Source organism: Novosphingobium sp., from assembly GCF_027486195.1.
Classification (GTDB): domain Bacteria; phylum Pseudomonadota; class Alphaproteobacteria; order Sphingomonadales; family Sphingomonadaceae; genus Novosphingobium.
In genome coordinates this window covers 1-19,625 of record NZ_JAIXPP010000127.1, presented here as the reverse complement: position 1 = coordinate 19,625, position 19,625 = coordinate 1, and the positions used below count along the sequence as shown (strand labels likewise).

The window sequence follows — 19,625 nt, the reverse complement described above, 5'->3', positions numbered from 1 at the left end:
GGTTTTGTATGCCTTCCCCGGGGAGGTGATCTAAAGAAATTTGGCGTTCCTTAGCAGGCGCTTGGCGGCGCGCAAGCGGTCCAATCTCACCAAAGGGCAAGGCGCGTCCGGATTCGCGCGGTTTGGGTCTGGACAGCGGCGGGGGGGCGGCTCTAGACATTTAACCAAGCGATTAAGCGCCGATCAAAGGAGAGATGCCGTGAGCGATGCACCCGAAGTCCTGACCGAAGTGGACGGCAACGTCCTGATCGTCACCATCAACCGGCCCGAAGCCAAGAATGCGATGACCAAGGCTGCTGCCGAAGGAATCGCCGCGGCGATGGACCAGTTCGATGCCGATGTGGACCTGCGCTGCGCGATCCTGACCGGCGCGGGCGGCACGTTCTGCTCTGGGATGGACCTCAAGGGCTTCCTGCGCGGCGAGCGGCCGAGCGTGCCGGGCCGCGGTTTTGGCGCACTTTCGCAGTGGACGCCGAAGAAGCCGATCATCGCAGCGGTCGACGGCTATGCGCTGGCTGGCGGCATGGAACTGGCGCTTTCGTGCGATCTGATCGTGGCGAACCGCGCGTCCAAGTTCGGCATCCCCGAAGCGAAGCGCGGCCTTGCGGCGGCGGCTGGCGGCCTGATCAAGCTGCCACGGCAGATTCCGCCGCGCATCGCGATGGAACTCGCGCTGACGGGCGATTTCATCGATGCGGAGCGCGCCTATGCGCTGGGCTTCATCAACGAGATCACCGACGGCCCCTCGCTGGAAGCCGCCAAGGCGCTGGCCGCCCGCGTTGCAGCCAATGGCCCGCTGGCGCTGATCGCGTCGAAGGCCATCGTGCGCGATTCGCACGAATGGACCGAGGCCGATATGTGGGACAAGCAGGAGGCCTATATCGCGCCGGTGTTCACCTCGTCCGATGCGCGCGAGGGATCTCTGGCGTTCGCCGAGAAGCGCAAGCCCAACTGGCAGGGCAAGTAAGCCTGCTGGATCACCCATGACCCGCTCATGCTGAGCTTGTCGAAGTATCAGGCGCACAGGTCGCGCCTGCACCCTTCGACAGGCTCAGGGTGAGCGGTCCGGTGATCGGGCAGCTTGGTTCACGCTGCCTGCAACCCAACAAAAAAACCCGCCGAGGCGGGGTTTTCGAAGCGATGGTGGGCGTAGCAAGGATTGAACTTGCGACCCCTACGATGTCAACATAGTGCTCTACCACTGAGCTATACGCCCGCACCATCAAGCTTCCGCCGCGCCCCGGAGCGCTTTGGAGAGGCAGCCCATTAGCCTTGGGCGGCTGGGCTGGCAAGGGGGGTTTTTCTGACTCCTCCGACCGTGCGATTGGAAGAAGTTACCCCTCTGTCAGTCCTGCGGACTGCCGCCGCCCCATTTGTGCTGCGCAAAAATGGAGAGGATCAGGACGTCAGCGCAAATTGCCGGTCATCGGCGAATCGGCGAAGACGCGTTCCACTTCCATCACGAGATCGCGCAAGTGGAAGGGTTTCGAAAGCACGCGCGCGCTTGGCGCCTCGCGGTTGGCCTTGAGCGTGACGGCAGCGAAGCCGGTGATGAACATGACCTTGGTGGCCGGGCTGATCTCCGCGCAGCGCTGTGCGAGTTCGATCCCGTCCATTTCTGGCATGACAATGTCGGACAGCAGCAAGTCGAAATGCTGGCTTTCCAGCAGGGGTACCGCCTCGGTGCCGCGATCGACCGACACCACTTCGTAGCCCGCGTTCTCAAGCGCGCGTGCGAGGTAGGTGCGCATCGCTTCTTCGTCTTCGGCGAGGAGGATTCGAATCATGGTCACCTTCAATCGTCTTGCCAGTCTGCCTGGACCCGGTCAGCCTGGGCTTCTGTGCCCGCGAGCCGTAGCTGACGGCATTCCTTATCCGATTGCCTAAACCCGCGCAGGTTAAGATTCCGTCCAGATCGGCTCCCGGGACTTAATCGCGATCGCAAAAGGGCAAACTCTGAACCCGCGCCGGACAAGGACGATTTCCGGCCTGCAAAGCACCATGGAGCACTTTGACATACGCGCCAAACCCCGGCAGCTTTTGGTCATGGATCGACTTTTTGCGTCGCCGGGCGAATCGCCTGCGCACGGCAGTGCCGCAAGCTTCAACGGGGCCACCGCCTCGAGTGGAGGAAGTGTCCCCGGTCTGGAGGGTTCACCAGCCTTCACCGTGTGGCAGAGCGATCCTTCGCCGGTGCCGGTGGTGATCGCGGTGCCGCATGCCGGACGCAGCTATCCGCCTGAACTGGTCTCGCGGATGCGCCAGCCTGCCTATAGCGCGCCGCGGCTGGAGGACCGGCTGGTCGATCTGGTCGGCCGCGCGGTTGCGGACCGCACCGGGGCGGCGCTGCTGGTGGCGCATGCGCCGCGCGCGATGATCGATCTCAACCGCGCCAGCGACGATGTCGATTGGGACATGGTTGGCGGCGGGGCACCGGATGCGAGCTCGCTCCCGGTTGCTTCTTCAACCTGGCGCCGCGCGCGCAGCGGGCTCGGCCTCGTGCCGCGGCGGCTGCCGGGGCTGGGCGAACTGTGGAAATGGCCGATCGCGCACGATGACCTCGCCGCGCGGATCGAAGGGGTGCACCAGCCTTATCACACCACGCTGGCGGCCCTGCTCGAAAACGTGCGGGGACGCTGGGGTGCGGCGCTGCTGATCGACCTGCATTCGATGCCGCCGCTGCCGGCGCGCGCGGGTGAACCGGCGGCGGAGTTCGTGGTGGGCGACCGGTTCGGCGCAGCCTGCGACGGCGCGCTGGTGGCGGAAGCCTTTGCCGCGCTGGGGCAGGCGCGGCGGCTGACGGCGCACAACCGTCCTTACGCGGGCGGTTATGTGCTGGAGCGGCATGCGCGCCGCCAGGCCGGTGTGCATTGCCTGCAGCTGGAAATCGACCGCCGGACCTACCTCGACGCCGCTCTGGCCGAACCGGGGCCGGGGCTTGATGAAACGATCGAGGTGGTTGCAGCGCTCGTCCAGCGCATGGCGATTGCGGTCGCCGATCTGGGCCGCGAGCGTGGCTTCTGGCGCGCGGCCGCAGAATAAATCCTTGAATCCAAGAAAAAACCGCCTGGAGCTTTGCTCCAGGCGGCCAAGGTTCAGGGAGGAGGTGCACCAGGTGCACCCGCCGCGCCGAGCCATGAGGGGAGCCCGTCGCGACTTACGGAAGATAGGTTGCGTCCTTCGACAGTGCAAGCAGTTTTGCCGCTCGCACTGTCGCGAATGGTAACAGCAACCGATCTGATCTGTAATACTGGCGATCAGAACGCCGGCAGCGGCGGCGTGGGGCCGACGCCCTGCTCAACCTGCTTGCCGAAAATCGTGCTCATCAGATCGAGCGAGAAGATGTGCGCGTAGACCAGCGGCAGCAGGCCGCTTTGCGCCCAGCCGCGCAGGACATCGCCGCGCATGTCGCGCAGCTTTTCCTGATTCACCATCTGGAAGCCGCGGTAGACGAAAGGCTGCTCGACACCGGGCTGCTGGATCGCAGCTTCGCCGTCCATCAGCAGATCATGCTTGGCGAGTTCTTCGACGAAGGCCTGCGTGCGCTGGCCGGCCTGCTCGAACTGCTCGCAGAACTGCAGGACGTTGCGGGTGGCTTCCGAAGGCTCCTCACCGCTGAACAGGGGTTCGCCTTCGGGGAAATCGCCGAGCAGGCCCGAGGAGGGATCGAAGCACAGCGAGAGATCGGTGGTTTCCTGCGTCAGCTTCGCGAGGAGGAAGGGATAGCGGCGGGCATAGGCCGGCACGTAGGCACCGGGGGCCACGTTGCCTTCGGCATCGACAAACACGTTGATGCCTTCGTTGAGACCCATCAGCGCCAGCGGCACCGGATTGTCGCCCGCAGCGAAGATGATCGGGAAGTGGCGCGCGGCCTGCGGAAATTCCTCAACCGTCAGCGGCACGGCATGCTGGCCGACCATCCAAGTCGCGGTCTGCGAGGCACGGGCCTTCCAGTTCGCATGATCGCGCAGGTTGAGCGGCGTGAGATCGTTGTAGAACAGGGGCAGGGATGCTTGCGGCGCGCTCGCCATGAAATTCTCTCCGTCAGACTGGTTGCCATGCACGCGCCAGAGCCGGCGGGATTGCGGCGGGAATTGGCCGTTTAGGGATTGTCCGTAGCCTGCGCAAGAGTGCCTGAAACAGCGTTGTCACACGCCGGGACTGGTCCCATCAAATCAGCTTGCCGGGATTGAGCAGTCCGTGCGGATCCAGCGCGGCCTTGATCTGGCGAAGCAGCGCCAGCGCGACCGGATCGCCAAGGCGCGCAAGCTCGTCGCGCTTGAGCTGGCCGATGCCGTGCTCGGCCGAAATCGAGCCGCCCCACCGGGTGACGAGATCGTGGACTTCGGCGCTGATCGCCTTGCCATCGCCCTGCTGCCATGTGGCCGGATCGACCCCGGCAGGCGCGATGACGTGGAAGTGAATGTTGCCATCGCCCAGGTGGCCGAAGCCGACCGCGCGCGTGCCGGGCCACGCCGCCTCGATCTGCGGCACCGCCTGCGCGACGAAATCGGGCATCAGGTGCGTGGGCACGCTGATATCGTGCTGGACGGCGGGGCCTAGCGCCCGCTCTGCCGGGGCGATGCTGTCGCGCAAGGTCCAGAATGCTTCGGCCTGCGCTTCGCTGGCGGCGATCGTGGCATCTGCAATCATACCGGCCTCGAAGGCGGAGGCCAGCAAGGCCTCGGCGCGTTCGGGCAGGGTGGCGGCAGCGGCTTCGTTGGTCGCGACGAGTTCGATGAGCGCGTGCCAGGCGTGGGGCTCTGCCAGCGGAGGGCGGGCAGAAGGGAGGTAGGCGCAGACCGCTTCGAGCGAATGGCGCGGCATGACCTCGAACCCTTCGAGCGCGGCGGCGGCGTGGCGTTCGGCATGGAGCAGCAGCGCGCGGGCGGCGTGGAGCGAGGCAAGGCCAGCCCAGAGCACGGCGCGCCCCGCAATGCGCGGCTCGAGCCGGAGCGTGGCGGCGGTGACGATGCCCATGGTGCCTTCCGAGCCGATCAGCACCTGCTTCAGGTCGAAACCGCGATTGTCCTTCTTGAGCGGGGTGAGGGTATCGAGCACAGAGCCATCGGCCATGACCGCCTCGAGCCCGAGCACCATCGCGCGCATCGTGCCGTGGCGCAGCACTTGCGTGCCGCCGGCATTGGTGGAGACGAGGCCGCCGATTGTGGCCGAACCCTTGCCGCCGAGGGTGAGGGCAAAGCGCAGACCGGCGGCGTCCGCCGCTTCGTGAAGCGTTTGCAGGACGACCCCCGCATCGGCGGTGACCATGCGGTTTTCGGCATCGAGCACGCGGATCGTGTTCATTCGGCGCAGGCTGAGCAGCAGGGCGTGGCCGCCGCTATCGGGCGTGGCGCCGCCCGACATCCCGCTATTGCCGCCCTGCGGCACCAGGGCCACACGGTGCTGGGCGCAGAGCTTCACCAGCGCGGCGACTTCGGCAGTGGAGGCGGGCGAGGCCATGGCGATGGCGCGGCCAGTGAAGCGCCCGCGCCAATCGGTGAGCCAGGGAGCCATGAGATCGGCATCGGCCGTAAAGCCGCGCGGGCCAAGCAGCGCGGCAGCCGCCGCAAGGAACGGTGTGTGATCGGTATCAGCCATCGCCTGCCGGGCTAATCCCGCCAGGGTGTTGTGGGCAATTCATTTTTTCTGAAAGGCGAGTTAAGCCGGGGTTCAATCAAAAGTGCTAACGGGGACAGGCGATTCTCCGGTGGCTTTCAGGGCCTGAAAAAGAGTCGGGGCGGGAAAAGAGTTTCGAGGGACCACACTGCTGTTGCAGTCATCATGACAACGTTATTCGATCTTTTTGCGAGCATCGCCCTGACCTTGCCGGGATTCCCGGCAGGCGAGAGCGCGTTTGCGCCGATCGATGACGCGGCGGTGGCGCAGGATGTGTGGGACGTGGCGGCGTTGCCGGCAGGCACGCTCCTGCTGGTCAACCCGCCGGCCTCCGCGCCGGCCGCAAGCGCGGCAGGGATCAACCCGATCGCGCCCGACGTGTGGGATCAGGTCCGCATCGAACAGCGCGTGATCATCCGCGTGACCCCGCGCGATGCCGGGCGCGATGCAGTGGCGCCGCAGATCATGCCGCTTCAGCCGATGCAGCCGATCATGCAGCCGATGCTGCCGCAGGCGCGCTCCAACGCCGTGCGCTTCCGCGAGCGCAAGACTGGCAAGTGCATGCCCGCGATGGGCATTGCTGCGGTGCAGCCGATCACTGATGGGCGGCTGATGTTCTACATGCGCGATCGGCGGATGCTGGCGGCGGGCCTCGAAAAGGCCTGCAGCGCGCGCGATTTCTACCTTGGCTTCTACATGTCGAAGACAGCGGACGGCCAGCTTTGCGTGGGCCGCGATGCCATCCATTCGCGCGCAGGGACGACCTGCAAGCTCAAGGATGTGCGCGAATACGTTCCGGTTGACGGAAACTGACGTTCGGGCGGCGGCCTCCGTAACCACTTTCCTTGACTTTCTAGGCCGTTTGGGACTAGGCGCGGGGCCACGATGGCGGTCCGCGAGGTCCGGCCTTCCGCGCGCCGGACAATCTGGCACGCATCTGCTTTTCGGAAAAACCACCACCCATGAAATTTGCCGATCTCGGCCTGTCTGACGAATTGCTCCAGTCGGTTCTCGACGCGGGCTACGATACCCCGACCGCGATCCAGGCGCAGGCCATCCCCTCGGTGCTGATGATGCGCGATATCATCGGCATTGCGCAGACGGGGACGGGCAAGACGGCGAGCTTCGTGCTGCCGATGATCGACATTCTGGCGCATGGCCGCCGCCGCGCGCTGATGCCGCGCTCCTTGATCCTTGAGCCGACGCGCGAGCTTGCCGCACAAGTCGCCGAGAATTTCGAGAAGTATGGCAAGAACCACGACCTGAAGATGGCGCTGCTGATCGGCGGCGTGCAGATGGGCGATCAGGTGAAAGCGCTGCAGGACGGCGTGGACGTGCTGATCGCGACCCCGGGCCGGCTGATGGACTTGTTCGAGCGCGGCAAGATCATGCTCAACGGCTGCAGCCTGCTGGTGATCGACGAGGCGGACCGCATGCTCGACATGGGGTTCATCCCGGACATCGAGACGATCTGTTCGAAGCTGCCCCCGCAGCGCCAGACGCTGCTGTTTTCAGCGACGATGCCGCCGGTGATCAAGAAGCTGGCGGACAAGTTCCTCAGCAATCCGAAAAGCATCGAGGTGGCGCGGCCCGCATCGAACAACACCAATATCGCCCAGCACAAGGTGCATGTCTCCACGCGCGGCAAGCGTGAAGCGCTGCGGCACCTTCTGCGCACCGACAACGTGGGCACCGCGATCATCTTCGCCAACCGCAAGACGACGGTGCGCGAACTGGCCAAGAGCCTGCAGCAGAGCGGCTTTTCGGCGGGCGAGATCCATGGCGACATGGACCAGAACGCGCGCAATGCCGAACTGCAGAAGTTCAAGGATGGGGTGATCTCGATCCTCGTCGCGTCCGATGTCGCCGCGCGCGGGCTGGACGTGAAGGGCGTGAGCCACGTGTTCAACTATGACACGCCGTGGCACCCCGATGACTATGTCCACCGCATCGGCCGCACGGGCCGCGCGGGGGCGACGGGCCGGGCGTTTACGTTCGTGACGGATGATGACGCCGAGGCGATTGCAAATGTCGAGAAGCTGACGGGGATGAAGATCCCTGTGTTCACGCTCGATGGCGCGGACGCGGCGGCTGCGCCGGTGGCGGAGAAGCGCGAGCGGGCGCCGCGTGCCGAGCGTGCGCCGCGTGCTGAAAAGGCCCCGCGCCGTGAGCGGGCACCGAAGGTTGCGGCGCCGGTGGACGAGATCGAGGTTTCGCCTGAACTGGCCGAGGCTCCGGCAATAGCACCGGCGCGGGTACCCCGCGCGCGGCGTGATGAACCGCGTCCGCCCAAGGATGTGCTGACCGAGCTGCCTTCGCAGCCGGGTGAATGGAACGGTCCGGTTCCGGGTTTCCTGGGCGTTTCGGCGCTTTAATCACATCAACCCATTCCCCGTTCGTGTCGAGCGAAGTCGAGACACCATGCGCGGCGTCTGGTGTCTCGACTTCGCTCGACACGAACGGATGGTGGGTGCAGGGACTTGAAAGCCCTTTCTCCTTCAGGGGAGAGGTTTGGGAGAGGGGGTAACGTGCCCGACCGCACCGCCCAAGCCCCTCTCAACTTCGGCTAGGCGCTGCGCGCCAAGCCTGCGTATCTCTCGCCTGAGGGGAGAGGGCAGGAAACCACCTTTCAACCAAAAACCCGTCACCCTGAACTTGGTTCAGGGTCCATCGAGCCGCAAGCGTTTTGCTTTCGGATTGGAGGCGAACCGGGACGCAAAGTCCTCTCGATTCATGCGACAGTGCCAGCCGAAGGATGGATCCTGAAACAAGTTCAGGATGACATTCGGAGTGGCGGCGCAAAGGAACTGTTGGCTCGGCAGCCCCTCAGCTCTTCACGAGCCTTTCCAGCCAGAGTGTGCGGCGGATCGCCTGTTCGGTGCGGCAGCTGACGTAGATCACAGGGGCGATTGTGCCCCCTGAAAAGCTGTCCGACTGCCTGCGGCAGAAAGGATCACGCGCTGCTACCCAGCGGCGCTGGGCCGCGCGCAGAAGTGGGCGCTGCTGGGCCGGGATGCGTGGAAACACGGCCTGCCAGGTGCGATTGAGCTCTGCATCCTGCCGCGCAAACTCGGCGACGAAACAATCTGCGTTGTCGCTCGTGGTCTGCGCGGTCTTCTGGCAGGCGGTAAATGCTGCCGTGTAGCGGCCCTCGACCTTTGGATCGAGCGGACCTTCCTCCGGAGTCTGTACCATCCGATAGGCGAAGGGCGGGGCGGCCTGTGTGAGCGCAGGCACCGCGGCGGCGAGCAGAACCAGAATCCGGATTTGGTGCGCCATGAAACCCCTCACGCCGCCTTCACAAAGCTATCAATCACCCGCTTGCGATCACCGGTCTCGAAATCGATCTCCAGCTTGTTGCCTTCCTGCGCCGCGACCACGCCGTAGCCAAACTTGTCGTGGAACACGCGGGTGCCCACGGTGATGTCGGTGCGGGGCTTGGCGGCGAAGCTGGCGGCGCTGCGGCTGGGTTCGGCGATGCGTTTGGGGGCGGGGTCGTAGGTGGTCGCGGCGGCGCGTTGCCAGCCGGGGCCGCGCGTGAGGTTGCGCGCGGGGTTGGCGCTGGCGACGTGCGCGAAGGGATCGCTGTGTTCGGACCACTGCGCGCGCCAGAGGGAGGCGCCGCCGCTCATCGTCGTTTCTTCCTCGATGTGATCGGCGGGGAGTTCGCCGACGAAGCGGCTCGGGATCGAGCTGGTCCACTGGCCGTAGATACGGCGATTGGCGGCGTGGAGGATGGTGCAGCGTTTGCGGGCGCGGGTGATCGCGACATAGGCGAGGCGGCGTTCTTCCTCCAGGCTGGCAAGGCCGCCTTCATCCAGCGCGCGCTGCGAGGGGAAGACGCCTTCTTCCCAGCCGGGGAGGAACACGTTGTCGAATTCCAGCCCCTTGGCGGCGTGGATGGTCATCACAGTGACCTTCTCGGTGTCCGCCGCGGCGTCGTTGTCCATCACGAGGCTGACGTGTTCGAGGAAATCGCCGAGAGTTTCGTATTCCTCCATCGCGCGGGCGAGTTCGGTGAGGTTTTCGAGGCGGCCCGAGGCTTCGGTGCTTTTCTCGGCCTGAAGCGCGGCGGTGTACCCGCTCTCATCGAGCACGGTGCGCATGAGTTCGGCGGGGGTGAGCGTGGCGATCCCGTCTCGCCAGCCGATGAAGCTGCGCATCAGGCTGGACAGCGTGCCGCGCGCGCGGGCGGGGAGTTCGTCGGTATCGCAAAGCTCGATCGCGGCGGCGGCCAGCGGAATGCCGCGCGCGCGGGCGTGGCGGTGGAGTTTTTCGAGCGTCTTGTCACCCAGCCCGCGCTTGGGGGCGTTGTAGATGCGCTCGAACGCCAGGTCGTCCTGCGGAGAGGCGATGACGCGCAAATACGCGAGCGCGTCGCGGATTTCGGCGCGTTCGTAGAAGCGGAAGCCGCCTACGATCTTGTAAGAGAGGCCGATCTGGATGAAGCGGTCTTCGAATTCGCGCGTCTGAAACGAGGCGCGCACGAGGATGGCGATGCGGTCGAGCGGGGCGCCTTCGCGTTCGAGGCGCTCGATCTCCTCGCCCACGCGGCGGGCTTCCTCGGGGCCGTCCCACACGCCGATGACGCGGACCCTGTCGCCGCCGCCCACCTCGGTCCACAGCGTCTTGCCGAGGCGCTGGCTGTTTTCCGCGATGAGCCCGCCGGCGGCGGCGAGGATGTGCGGGGTGGAGCGGTAGTTCTGCTCCAGCCGGATCACCTTGGCACCGGGAAAATCCTTTTCGAAGCGCAGGATATTGGCGACTTCTGCGCCGCGCCATGAGTAGATCGACTGATCGTCATCGCCCACCACGCAGATGTTCTTGCGCCCTTGCGCGAGGAGGCGGAGCCAGAGGTACTGGACGGCGTTGGTATCCTGATACTCGTCCACCATCACGTATTTGAAGCGGGCCTGCCAGCTTTCCAGCACTTCGCGGTGTGCCTTGAAGATGGTGAGCATGTGGAGCGTGAGATCGCCGAAATCGCAGGCGTTCAAGGCGCGGAGGCGGTCCTGATAGAGCGTGTAAAACTTCGCGCCCTTGCCGTTCGCGTAAGCCTCGTTGTCGAGCGCGTCCAAGTCCTTCGGGCCGAGGCCACGGTTCTTCCAGCGGTCGATCAGGCCGGCCAATTGGCGCGGCGGCCAGCGCTTGTCGTCGATCCCTTCGGCCTGGATGAGCTGCTTGAGGAGGCGCAGCTGGTCATCGGTGTCGATGATCGTGAAGGTGCTTTGCAGGCCCACAAGCTCGGCGTGGCGGCGCAGCATCTTGGCGGCGACCGAGTGGAACGTGCCGAGCCAGGGCATGCCCTCTACCGAAGGGCCGATGAGCTGGCCGACGCGCTCGCGCATTTCGCGCGCGGCCTTGTTGGTGAAGGTGACGCAGAGGATTTCAGACGGCCAAGCGAGGCGCGAACGCAGCAGGTGGGCGAGGCGCGCGGTGAGCGCGGCGGTCTTGCCGGTGCCCGCGCCCGCGAGCATGAGCACGGGGCCTTCGGTCGTCAGCACGGCCTCGCGCTGCGGGGGATTGAGGCCATCGAGCCAAGCGGTCGCGGAATCGGTTGAGGGGGGCGCGTGCATCCCAGAACGATTAGGGAACAGCTTGCGCTGCCGCAAGAGGCGGCGCGCCTCGGCGCGGCCTATTTGTCCTAATAGTCCTCGTTGTAGTGGTTGTCGTAGGGATGGTAGGCAGATTCGCGATTGGCGCGTTCGTTATGCCGCTCCAGCTGCCGTTCGCGCTCCTTTTTCTCGTACTTTTTCACCGCATCGGAATCGGCGAGCGTGTTGACCATCACCGTCGTCCCGTAGCCAAGCATGGCGCAGGATGCCATGGTGAACAGCCAGACCATCAAACATCCGGCGAACATGATCTTGATTACTTGCACCGACGCACAACTCCACAAGCCGGTGCTCTATTGTACAGATCGTGGTTGCGCTTCAGTTAACAGCAGCACATCTGCGGGCATCGGGATCAAGACCGTCTGCGCCAGCCCTCCTTTTATTGCTCCAGTTTGATAAATCTGCTGCAATCGCGGTGCCGGATTCGTCAGAAAACGCCCTAGAACTCGGCCCACTCCTCGCTGCCGACAGATGTGAGTGCCAGATTTCCATGAACCGGCAGCGGAGCAATCTTGCGCGTGGGACGCGCCACGAGTGCCGCTTCATGCGCATGGGCCGCGTTGGTGGCACCGGTCTGGAACCGTGCCGTCTGCGTCCGGAGCTGTTGTGCCACAGTGGCAAGCGTACGCGCGGCTGCGGTGCTCTGCTCCACCATGGCCGCATTCTGCTGTGTCATGCGATCCATTCACGCATTGATCTGAACCTTCGCGCGGGCGATGACAGCCTCTCGGCGGTGCATACTCCGATCAGTTGACGAGATTTGACACGCTGCAATAAGTGCTGTCCCCGAGCCTGATTGCTGAGATCTGGTTATACTTGGGAACAGCGGAGGCGAGTTTTGCAGATTGACCCCATGAGAAATCCGTTCGTGGTCCATGCGCGGGTACTCATGGCCAGCCTCGTCGGTACGGCGGTTGAATTCTACGATTTCTACATCTTCGGCACCGCTGCCGCGCTGGTGATCGGGCCGCTGTTCTTCCCTGCGGAATCGCCGACCGCGAAGACCCTGCTGGTCTTCATGACGCTTGGAATCGCGTTTTTTGCGCGGCCGGTCGGCGCGGTCGCGTTCGGTCATTTCGGGGACCGGATCGGACGCAAGTCGACGCTGGTCGTCTCGCTGCTGCTGATGGGCATATCGACGTTTCTGGTCGCCTTTCTGCCGGGCTATGCGGTGGCGGGATGGTTGGCGCCGGCGCTTTTGTGCCTGCTGCGCTTTGGCCAGGGCTTCGGTCTGGGCGGCGAATGGGGCGGGGCGTCGCTGCTCGCGGTCGAGAATGCGCCAAAGGGCATGGAGGCCCGCTTCGGCATTGCCGCGCCGCTGGGGGCGCCGCTGGGATTCCTCTTTGCCAATGGCCTGTTCCTGCTGCTGGGGCTGGGCCTCAGCGAAGCGGACTTCCTCAGTTGGGGCTGGCGGGTGCCGTTTCTGGCGAGTGCACTGCTGGTGATCCTGGGGCTGTGGATCCGCTTGGCGGTGGGCGAGACGCCCGCGTTCAAGGCCTCGCTCGAAGCCGCGCCCCCGCCGCGGGTGCCGATCGGCACGCTGCTGGCGCGGTATCCCGGCGCGGTTCTGGCAGGGACGATGGGGGTGATCGCGTGCTTTGCGCTGTTCTACCTCGCGACGACCTTCGCGCTCTCCTTTGCGACGACCAAGCTGGGCTACCCGCGCGAGACGGTGCTGGCGATCCAGCTGGGGGCGGACGTGGTCTTTGCGATCGGGATCGTGGTTTCGGGCTGGTGGTCTGACATGGCGAGCCCGCGCACGGTGATGGCGGTGGGCGCGGCGCTGACGGGCGTGGTCGGGCTTGGTTTCGGCAGCGGCCTTGCGGCGGGATCGCTGCCTGTGCTGTTCCTCACGCTCTCGGCGGCGCTGTTCGTGATGGGCCTGTGCTATGGCCCGATCGGCGCATGGCTGCCTTCGCTCTATCCGGTGGAAGTGCGCTACACCGGGATTTCGCTGGCATTCAATCTGGGCGGGATCGTGGGCGGCGCGCTGGCGCCGCTGGGCGCCGCTTGGCTGGCGGCGCATGGCGGCGTGGTGTGGACGGGCCTCGTGCTGACGGCGGCGGGGGTGGTGACCTTGGTGGGGGTGCTGGCGGCGCCGCGAGGTGATTGAAGAAAGGACCCCTCCGCCTTCGCTGCGCTCAGGCACCTCCCCATTTGTGCCTTCGGCAAAAATGGGGAGGGAGGAAGGGATCCTCTCCATTTTCACGAAGTGCAAATGGGGAGGTGGCCCGCGAAGCGGGTCGGAAGGGTACTTACTCTGCCACGCGCATCAACGTCAGCCTTGCCTTGCCGACCTTGCGTTCCGCATCGATGGCGAGCGCACGCACACCGGAGGGTTCATCGGCGTGGGTTTCGAGGCTGACCCAGGTGCCGGGGCCGATCCAGCCGAGGCGCAGCAAGCGGTCGATCGCGACGGCGCCGGCGCCAGAGCCATAAGGCGGATCAAGCATCACGACATCGAGCGGGGCGGGCACCGGGCCGAGCGCAAGCACGGAGGCCGCGCGCACGTCGCACTGCGGCTGCGCATGAAGCGCGGCGATATTGGCGCGCAGGGCGCGGATTGCGGCGGCATCCTGTTCGACAAACAGTGCCTTGGCCGCGCCGCGCGAAAGGGCCTCGAGGCCCAGCGCGCCGGAGCCTGCGAACAAGTCTGCAACGGTCAGTTCCTCCCAGCTGCCGAGGCGGCTGGTGAGCATCGAGAACAGCGTTTCGCGCGTGCGGTCCGCCGTGGGCCGCGTGGTGTCGCCCGCGGGGGCCTGCAACTTGCGGCCGCGCCAGGTGCCGGCGATGATCCTGAGCATCAGCGCTTGCCTCCCGGCTTGCCGCCGCTCTTGGGGCCGGTACGGCGCGGGGGGCGGCCAGTCGGCCTGTCGACCAGCTTGCCAGCATCGGGGCTGAGGCGGACGCGCTGTGCGCCGGCACGACGGGGGCGTTCGGGTTCGCGCTCGGGCACGGGGACGGGTTTGGCGACCGGTTTGGGTGCGCGGGGCGCTACAGCCTTGCCGGCGTGGACGGCCTGCTGCACGCGGGTGGCATGGTCGCCGGCGAGGCCCTTGCGGAAGCGCTCGACCACGACCTGCGGCACTTCCTCCGCTGCGCCGCGCTGCAGCTCACCCAGATCGAAGGGACCATAGCGCAGGCGCAGGAGGCGCGAGACTTCGAGACCGAGGTGCTCGAGCACGCGGCGCACTTCGCGGTTCTTGCCTTCGGTGAGGGTCAGTTCGATCCACTTGTTGCGCCCGGCGCTGCGCTCGAGATTGGCGTTGATCGGGCCGTAGCGGATGCCCTCGATCTCGATGCCTTGCATGAGTTCGTCGAGCTGGCTTTGCGCGACATCGCCGAAGGTGCGCGCGCGGTAGGTGCGCGGGACGGCGTTGGCGGGCAGTTCCATCGCGCGCTTCAGTTCGCCGTCGTTGGTGAGGAGGAGCAGGCCTTCGGTGTTGATGTCGAGCCGGCCGACCGGCATCACCCGGCCCGCGCCTTCGGGTAGGGCATTGCGCAGCGCGGTGTAGATCGTCGGGCGCCCGGTGGGGTCGCGCTCGGCTGTGATAAGGCCCGAGGGCTTGTGAAACATGAACAGGCGCGGCGGTTCGGGGGCGGCGACGGGATTGCCGTCAACCGTGACGCCGCGCAGGTTCTTGAGGATGGTGGCGGGGGTGGTGATCACCTCGCCATCGAGCGCGATGCGGCCTTCGGCGATATAGCGCTCGATCTCGCGGCGGCTGGCGACGCCGGAGCGGGCGAGCAGTTTGGCGATGCGGTCGCCCTCGCGCGGGGTGCCGTCTTCCGCGAGGGCGCGGGTCTGCGGCACCGCGGCGGCCTTGGGCAGGCGCGGTTTGGGGATCTTGTAGGGCGCGGGCTTGCTGCCGGGGCCGGTAGGAGCCGCGGGCCGTCCCGGTCGGCCGCTCCTGTCTTTGGGGGGGAATGCCATCGCCTGCCCTTACGCCGGAGCGCGCGCCGCGTCACCCTGCTTCATGTAAAGCGATTTCGCGCTGGCAGATCTCGTGGAAGCGGCGGATGCCGCCTTCGAGCGTGCCCAATGTGAGTTCCGGCACCGCGCCGGTGGCAAGGCCCTGCTGGCCGAGTTCGGCAGCGCGGAAGTCTTCGGCGCCGAAGACCTGCCCGTCGAGCAATTCCCAGCTTCTGCGCCAGTGGTCCTCGGCCTTGGGGGTGGCCGGGGCCTCGGCGATCAGCATGAAGTCCTCGACCAGGGTGAGGTCATGCGCCTGCGGCATGATCGTCATCAGGTTCACGTAGTCCGGGCTGATCACGATGACGGTCGCGGGGAAGAGCTGGTAGGCGAAAGTGGCGACGCGGCGCAGCGCGGGCCAATCGGCAAGATCGACGCCTTCAAGCTCGGTGGCGCGCCCGACCAGCGAGCGCATGTGGGGGCCGACCTCGTCGCCTGCCGTCACCCCGTCCTTGAAATAGGGGCCGATGGTGCGGGCGTGGAGGCGCTGCACGTGGTAGCTTTCGAGGAAGGCGTCCATGATCAGCTTCCAGTTGGAGGCGACCCGGTGCGTGCGGCGGGCGTAGAGATGGTGCGAGGCGAGGTCGGCTGCCGCAAAATCGGCGCTGATTTCGGCGGCCTGCGTGAAATCCGCCTGCCGGGGCGCGAACCAGATCAGGCCGCCGGCTTCGAGGCTGGGGAGTTCGATCAGGCCGTGCGCCGATTGGTCGAAGCTCGGGAAGGTATCGGGGCGGGGGAGCGCGAGGAGCTTGCCGTCGGTGCCGTAAGTCCAGGCGTGATAGGGGCAGACGAGGCGCTTGGCGCATTGCACCTCGCCGCCTTCGACGAGCCGGGTGCCGCGGTGCCGGCAAACGTTCATGAAGACATGTGCCTTGCCGGCGGTATCGCGGGTGAGGAGGAGCGGGCGGCCGGTGCCATCGTGGGGCACGGCCATCCCCGGTTCCGGCAGCAGCGCGGAAGGGGCGATGACTTGCGGGAAGCGATCGAACAGCGCGGCCTTCTCGCGCGCCCAATGCGCGGGATCGGTATAGACGCTGGCGGGGACATGGGTGATTGCGGCGCCCTTGCGGCCCGCGCCGGCCGCGACAAGACGGGCCAGCTCCAGCTGGCCATCGGTGGGCCGCATCGCTCGTTCAGTGGTGGCCATTTCGCGGCTCTCCCCGGATTTCATCACTCTCCGGCGCTAGGCATAGCGCAAATTCGCGCTAATCATGCAGGGTAATTGTTTGGTGGAATTGAGGCGTTTCCTCTTCCCGTTCGTGTCGAGCGAAGTCGAGACACGCGGCGCTGCGCGCGGTGTCTCGACTTCGCTCGACACGAACGGTGAGGGTGACGGTGTGAGGGACTAAATGGCATCGACTGCCACCGAAGTGGAAAAGCCGCCGCGCCCCAAGGGTTTTCGCCTGCTTATGGTGGCGCTGCGCACGCGCAAGTCCGCGACGATGCTGGGCTTCGGCTTTGCCTCGGGCCTGCCCTATGCGCTGCTCCTGGGCACGCTGAATGCGTGGCTGGGCGAAGTGAAGATCGACCTTGCCACCATCGGCGTGCTGTCGTGGATCGGGCTGTCCTATTCGTTCAAGTTCCTGTGGTCGCCGCTGGTGGACCGCATGGCGCTGCCCGGGCTGGAGGCGCTGGGGCGGCGCAAGAGCTGGATTTTGCTGTGCCAGATCGTGCTGGTGCTGGGCTTTGCCGGCCTTGCCGCGACAGACCCGGCGCACGCCATCGGCACTTTCGCGCTGTTTGCCTTCATCGCGGCGCTGGCTTCTGCGACGCAGGACGTGGCGGTCGATGCCTGGCGCATCGATGTGGCGGACGAGGACACGCCGGTCGAGCTGCTCTCGTCGATCTACCAGTTCGGCTACCGCATCGCCTCGATTGTCGGCGGGGCGCTGGCGCTGGTGCTGGCGGGGCGGATGTCGTGGCCGCTGGTCTATCTGCTGATGGCGGGGCTGATCGCAGTGATCGCGGTGGTGACTTTGCGCGCGCCCGATACGCCGCGCCCTGAGCAGGGCACGCTCCACGCCGCGCTGGCGCAGCCGGGCGAGCTGACGCCGCGGGCGCGGGGGATTGCGCTGCTGATCGTGGGCACAAGCTGGGCCTGGGCCATCGGCACCATCGTGCGCTTCATGATGGTCATGCTGAGCCCGCTGGGGCCCGGGGAAAAGCACCCTTCAGTCGGTGATTTCACGCGCGAGTTCGGGCCGCTGATCGTGGCGGCGACGGTGGCGGTTCCGCTGCTGGTGGCGGCGGTGACCAACGCCATGCGCAGACAAGGCCGTGCGGTGCTGACCGAGCCGGACACCCGCGTCTCGCCTGCGCGGACAGCGGCGAACCACCTCTACGTGGCGCTGATCGCGCCGCTGGCGGAACTGGTCGCGCGTCTGGGCTGGGGGGTCTTGGTGGTGATCGGCATGATCCTTACCTACACGCTGTGCTACAATGTGTGGTCGAGCTTCGCCTTCCCGTTCTACCTCGATTTCCTGCACTATTCGAAAGACGAGGTGGCGTTTGCGTCCAAGGTCTTCGGCATTTTCATGACCATCGCGGGGATCAGCCTCGGCGGCTATCTGTTCCTGCGGCTGGGGCGGATGCCGACGATTCTGATCGGGGCGATCCTGCCGATGCTGGGCAACTTCGTTTATGCGGACCTTGCCGAGGGCGCAGTGCATATCGACGCGGTGGGCAAGGCGATTGGCCTGCACACGCTCTTCGCGCTGTTCGGCTTCGATCCGCGCATGATCCGGCTGCTACTGGCGATCAGCTTCGAGAACATCTCCACCGGCATCGCGGGCGCGGCCTTCGTGGCTTATCTCTCGGGCATCGTTTCGAAGCGCTACACGGCGGTGCAATATGCGCTGATGTCCTCGCTGACGTTCCTGATCGGCTCGCTGGGCCGGGGCATCGCGGGGGAGGCGTTTGACCTTTACGGCTATGCCACGGTGTTCCGTTGGACCGCCGCGGCGGGGCTGGTGGCGGTGCTGTTCGTGTGCGCGGAATGGGTGCGGGTGGCGCGCGAGAAGGCGGTGGTTGCGGTCAAGGCTGAGGAGTAGGCGGTGGACTACATGTCGCTTTTCTTTGGAACCATCGGTCTGGCGACAGGACTGCCCCGCGTGCTTGCACCGCGGCGATCCCTGCTGCTTGCGCGGCAGGACCAAGCAAAGCGGATCGCGGAAATCGAGGCGGGCGCGCCCGAGCAGTTTCACGAGGAGTATCGGGCGCTCAAGGCCTATCCGGTCACATCGTCCGACCGCAAGTGGTTGGCCGTGGGCTGGTTTTTCGTCGTGGCTGGAGTGGTGATGATCGTGGCTGGCTTCATGGGCAGGGATGCTGTGCACGCTTTGCTGCGTTGAGCCTTCAATCCGGCGCTTCGTCGTTCCGGCGCAGCACATCGCCTGCGAGGTAGAGCGAACCGGCAATCAGCACATCGCCCTCAGCCGGCAGCGCGGCGAGGGCTTCGGCAACATTCGCGAAGCTCGCGACCGGGAGGTTGGTGAAAGGCGCGAAGTCTGCCGGCGTGTGTGCATCGTGGCCGGGGGCGGGGACGATGGAGACCGAGGCGAGCTTGCCTTCCAAGGGGCGCAGGATTGCGCTCGGGTCCTTCGAGGTCAGCATGCCCATGACGAGGTGGAGCGGTGGGTTATCCGCGAAATGGCGGGCGATGGCTTGCCCCGCGTCCGGATTGTGGCCGCCATCGAGCCAGACGGTGCGCTTGCCCGCGAGTGCGGTGAGCGGACCGGTGCCGAGGCGCTGGAGGCGGGCGGGCCAGCGGGCGGCGCGGATGCCTTGCGCCATGGCTTCGGGGGTGACCGGAACGATGTTCTGGTGGCGCAGCATTGCAACGGCGAGGGCGGCGTTGTCGGCCTGATGCGCGCCTGCCAGCGTGGGGAGCGGCAGATCGAGCGGGCCTTGCGCGTCGCGGTAGGTGATTGTCTCGCCCACTGCGGCCCACCATTCGCGGCCGCGCAAGTGGACGGGCGCGCCGATGTGGCTGGCTGTGGCGAGGACGCTGGCGAGCGGCCCGGCGGCATAGCTTTGCACCACGAGCGGCGCGCCGGGCTTGGCGATGCTCGCCTTTTCGAAGGCGATGCGGGCGAGGGGCTCTTCGGGCGTGCCTTGCTCAGGCACCAGCAGGAAGGCCTCGTGATCGATGCCCAGGGTGGCGATGCCGCAGACGGCGGGGTTTTCGAGGACGTTGGTGGCGTCGAGCCGCCCGCCGAGGCCGGTTTCGATGACGCAGGCGTCTGCCGGCGTTTCGGCGAAGGCGAGGAAGGTGGCGACGGTGGTGACCTCGAAGAAGCGGGGGCCGAGGTCTGCCGAGGCATCGAGGACGCGCTTCAGGAGGTCGGCCAGGCTATCGTCGCTGATGAGCTTGCCCGCGACGCGGATGCGTTCGTTGTAGCGCACCAGGTGCGGCTTGG

At 66.1% G+C, this 19,625-nt stretch carries 17 protein-coding genes, 1 tRNA gene and 1 pseudogene; 7 read left to right on the top strand and 12 right to left on the bottom strand.

Annotated elements, in window-relative coordinates:
- Nucleotides 1-199 precede the first annotated feature (199 nt).
- Nucleotides 200-967, top strand: coding sequence for a crotonase/enoyl-CoA hydratase family protein (locus tag Q0071_RS21960; RefSeq protein WP_298174677.1), 768 nt, complete (start codon nucleotides 200-202; stop codon nucleotides 965-967).
- 174 nt (nucleotides 968-1,141) lie between these two features.
- Here Q0071_RS21960 and Q0071_RS21955 read toward each other — a convergent pair.
- Both Q0071_RS21955 and cpdR read right to left on the bottom strand, forming a co-directional pair.
- A tRNA-Val gene (locus Q0071_RS21955) sits at nucleotides 1,142-1,216 on the bottom strand.
- Between the two features lie 190 nt (nucleotides 1,217-1,406).
- Nucleotides 1,407-1,787, bottom strand: a complete 381-nt coding sequence (cpdR, locus tag Q0071_RS21950) for a cell cycle two-component system response regulator CpdR (RefSeq protein ID WP_298174675.1) — start codon at nucleotides 1,785-1,787, stop codon at nucleotides 1,407-1,409.
- A gap of 259 nt (nucleotides 1,788-2,046) precedes the next feature.
- On the opposite strand from cpdR, the gene Q0071_RS21945 reads away from it, so the two are divergent.
- On the top strand, nucleotides 2,047-3,042 hold the full coding sequence (locus Q0071_RS21945; RefSeq protein ID WP_298174673.1) for an N-formylglutamate amidohydrolase: 996 nt from the start codon (nucleotides 2,047-2,049) through the stop codon (nucleotides 3,040-3,042).
- 215 nt (nucleotides 3,043-3,257) lie between these two features.
- Here the strand turns inward: Q0071_RS21945 and Q0071_RS21940 are convergent, their stop codons facing one another.
- Nucleotides 3,258-4,031, bottom strand: a complete 774-nt coding sequence (locus tag Q0071_RS21940) for a SapC family protein (protein ID WP_298174671.1) — start codon at nucleotides 4,029-4,031, stop codon at nucleotides 3,258-3,260.
- Nucleotides 4,032-4,170: 139 nt separating this feature from the next.
- On the bottom strand, nucleotides 4,171-5,601 hold the full coding sequence (locus tag Q0071_RS21935; RefSeq protein ID WP_298174669.1) for an FAD-binding oxidoreductase: 1,431 nt from the start codon (nucleotides 5,599-5,601) through the stop codon (nucleotides 4,171-4,173).
- 183 nt (nucleotides 5,602-5,784) lie between these two features.
- On the opposite strand from Q0071_RS21935, the gene Q0071_RS21930 reads away from it, so the two are divergent.
- Entirely contained in the window at nucleotides 5,785-6,432 is a 648-nt protein-coding gene (locus tag Q0071_RS21930; protein WP_298174667.1) for a hypothetical protein, read from the top strand.
- 149 nt (nucleotides 6,433-6,581) lie between these two features.
- A complete protein-coding gene (locus tag Q0071_RS21925) occupies nucleotides 6,582-7,994 on the top strand; it encodes a DEAD/DEAH box helicase (RefSeq protein WP_298174665.1) in 1,413 nt (470 codons plus the stop codon).
- A 451-nt stretch (nucleotides 7,995-8,445) separates the two neighbouring features.
- Here the strand turns inward: Q0071_RS21925 and Q0071_RS21920 are convergent, their stop codons facing one another.
- The 4 genes from Q0071_RS21920 to Q0071_RS21905 all read right to left on the bottom strand — a co-directional run bounded on the left by Q0071_RS21920 (nucleotide 8,446) and on the right by Q0071_RS21905 (nucleotide 11,910).
- Complete coding sequence (locus Q0071_RS21920) at nucleotides 8,446-8,898, bottom strand: lysozyme inhibitor LprI family protein (protein ID WP_298174663.1); 453 nt, start codon at nucleotides 8,896-8,898, stop codon at nucleotides 8,446-8,448.
- 8 nt (nucleotides 8,899-8,906) lie between these two features.
- A complete protein-coding gene (locus tag Q0071_RS21915) occupies nucleotides 8,907-11,195 on the bottom strand; it encodes an ATP-dependent helicase (protein ID WP_298174661.1) in 2,289 nt (762 codons plus the stop codon).
- A gap of 68 nt (nucleotides 11,196-11,263) precedes the next feature.
- The gene (locus tag Q0071_RS21910; protein ID WP_298174659.1) at nucleotides 11,264-11,482 is read right to left on the bottom strand and encodes a hypothetical protein; all 219 of its coding nucleotides are present in this window, start codon (nucleotides 11,480-11,482) and stop codon (nucleotides 11,264-11,266) included.
- A gap of 191 nt (nucleotides 11,483-11,673) precedes the next feature.
- Nucleotides 11,674-11,910 (bottom strand): hypothetical protein, encoded by a 237-nt coding sequence (locus Q0071_RS21905; RefSeq protein WP_298174658.1) that lies wholly within the window; start codon nucleotides 11,908-11,910, stop codon nucleotides 11,674-11,676.
- Between the two features lie 177 nt (nucleotides 11,911-12,087).
- Here Q0071_RS21905 and Q0071_RS21900 point away from each other — a divergent pair, with 177 nt between their 5' ends.
- Complete coding sequence (locus tag Q0071_RS21900) at nucleotides 12,088-13,347, top strand: MFS transporter (RefSeq protein WP_298174656.1); 1,260 nt, start codon at nucleotides 12,088-12,090, stop codon at nucleotides 13,345-13,347.
- A gap of 142 nt (nucleotides 13,348-13,489) precedes the next feature.
- On the opposite strand, the gene rsmD is transcribed toward Q0071_RS21900, so the two are convergent.
- From rsmD to Q0071_RS21885, 3 genes and pseudogenes are all read right to left on the bottom strand, one after another.
- Nucleotides 13,490-14,038, bottom strand: a complete 549-nt coding sequence (gene rsmD, locus Q0071_RS21895; RefSeq protein WP_298174653.1) for a 16S rRNA (guanine(966)-N(2))-methyltransferase RsmD — start codon at nucleotides 14,036-14,038, stop codon at nucleotides 13,490-13,492.
- A gap of 245 nt (nucleotides 14,039-14,283) precedes the next feature.
- Nucleotides 14,284-15,168: pseudogene (locus tag Q0071_RS21890) on the bottom strand (pseudouridine synthase); the annotation flags it as partial.
- A gap of 31 nt (nucleotides 15,169-15,199) precedes the next feature.
- Nucleotides 15,200-16,354, bottom strand: a complete 1,155-nt coding sequence (locus Q0071_RS21885; RefSeq protein WP_298174651.1) for an aromatic ring-hydroxylating dioxygenase subunit alpha — start codon at nucleotides 16,352-16,354, stop codon at nucleotides 15,200-15,202.
- A gap of 202 nt (nucleotides 16,355-16,556) precedes the next feature.
- On the opposite strand from Q0071_RS21885, the gene Q0071_RS21880 reads away from it, so the two are divergent.
- The gene (locus tag Q0071_RS21880) at nucleotides 16,557-18,257 is read left to right on the top strand and encodes an MFS transporter (RefSeq protein ID WP_298174649.1); all 1,701 of its coding nucleotides are present in this window, start codon (nucleotides 16,557-16,559) and stop codon (nucleotides 18,255-18,257) included.
- 3 nt (nucleotides 18,258-18,260) lie between these two features.
- Entirely contained in the window at nucleotides 18,261-18,557 is a 297-nt protein-coding gene (locus Q0071_RS21875; RefSeq protein ID WP_298174647.1) for a hypothetical protein, read from the top strand.
- 4 nt (nucleotides 18,558-18,561) lie between these two features.
- Here the strand turns inward: Q0071_RS21875 and Q0071_RS21870 are convergent.
- The coding region (locus Q0071_RS21870; RefSeq protein ID WP_298174645.1) for a bifunctional folylpolyglutamate synthase/dihydrofolate synthase at nucleotides 18,562-19,625 on the bottom strand (1,064 nt) is incomplete at its 5' end.

What these genes read in the sequence shown, in the direction of transcription:
- cpdR (WP_298174675.1), bottom strand. Translation starts at nt 1,787, where the DNA reads ATGATTCGAATCCTCCTCGCCGAAGACGAAGAAGCGATGCGCACCTAC.
- Q0071_RS21945 (WP_298174673.1), top strand. Translation starts at nt 2,047, where the DNA reads ATGGATCGACTTTTTGCGTCGCCGGGCGAATCGCCTGCGCACGGCAGT.
- Q0071_RS21940 (WP_298174671.1), bottom strand. Translation starts at nt 4,031, where the DNA reads ATGGCGAGCGCGCCGCAAGCATCCCTGCCCCTGTTCTACAACGATCTC.
- Q0071_RS21935 (WP_298174669.1), bottom strand. Translation starts at nt 5,601, where the DNA reads ATGGCTGATACCGATCACACACCGTTCCTTGCGGCGGCTGCCGCGCTG.
- Q0071_RS21930 (WP_298174667.1), top strand. Translation starts at nt 5,785, where the DNA reads ATGACAACGTTATTCGATCTTTTTGCGAGCATCGCCCTGACCTTGCCG.
- Q0071_RS21925 (WP_298174665.1), top strand. Translation starts at nt 6,582, where the DNA reads ATGAAATTTGCCGATCTCGGCCTGTCTGACGAATTGCTCCAGTCGGTT.
- Q0071_RS21920 (WP_298174663.1), bottom strand. Translation starts at nt 8,898, where the DNA reads ATGGCGCACCAAATCCGGATTCTGGTTCTGCTCGCCGCCGCGGTGCCT.
- Q0071_RS21915 (WP_298174661.1), bottom strand. Translation starts at nt 11,195, where the DNA reads ATGCACGCGCCCCCCTCAACCGATTCCGCGACCGCTTGGCTCGATGGC.
- Q0071_RS21910 (WP_298174659.1), bottom strand. Translation starts at nt 11,482, where the DNA reads ATGTTCGCCGGATGTTTGATGGTCTGGCTGTTCACCATGGCATCCTGC.
- Q0071_RS21905 (WP_298174658.1), bottom strand. Translation starts at nt 11,910, where the DNA reads ATGACACAGCAGAATGCGGCCATGGTGGAGCAGAGCACCGCAGCCGCG.
- Q0071_RS21900 (WP_298174656.1), top strand. Translation starts at nt 12,088, where the DNA reads ATGAGAAATCCGTTCGTGGTCCATGCGCGGGTACTCATGGCCAGCCTC.
- rsmD (WP_298174653.1), bottom strand. Translation starts at nt 14,038, where the DNA reads ATGCTCAGGATCATCGCCGGCACCTGGCGCGGCCGCAAGTTGCAGGCC.
- Q0071_RS21885 (WP_298174651.1), bottom strand. Translation starts at nt 16,354, where the DNA reads ATGGCCACCACTGAACGAGCGATGCGGCCCACCGATGGCCAGCTGGAG.
- Q0071_RS21880 (WP_298174649.1), top strand. Translation starts at nt 16,557, where the DNA reads ATGGCATCGACTGCCACCGAAGTGGAAAAGCCGCCGCGCCCCAAGGGT.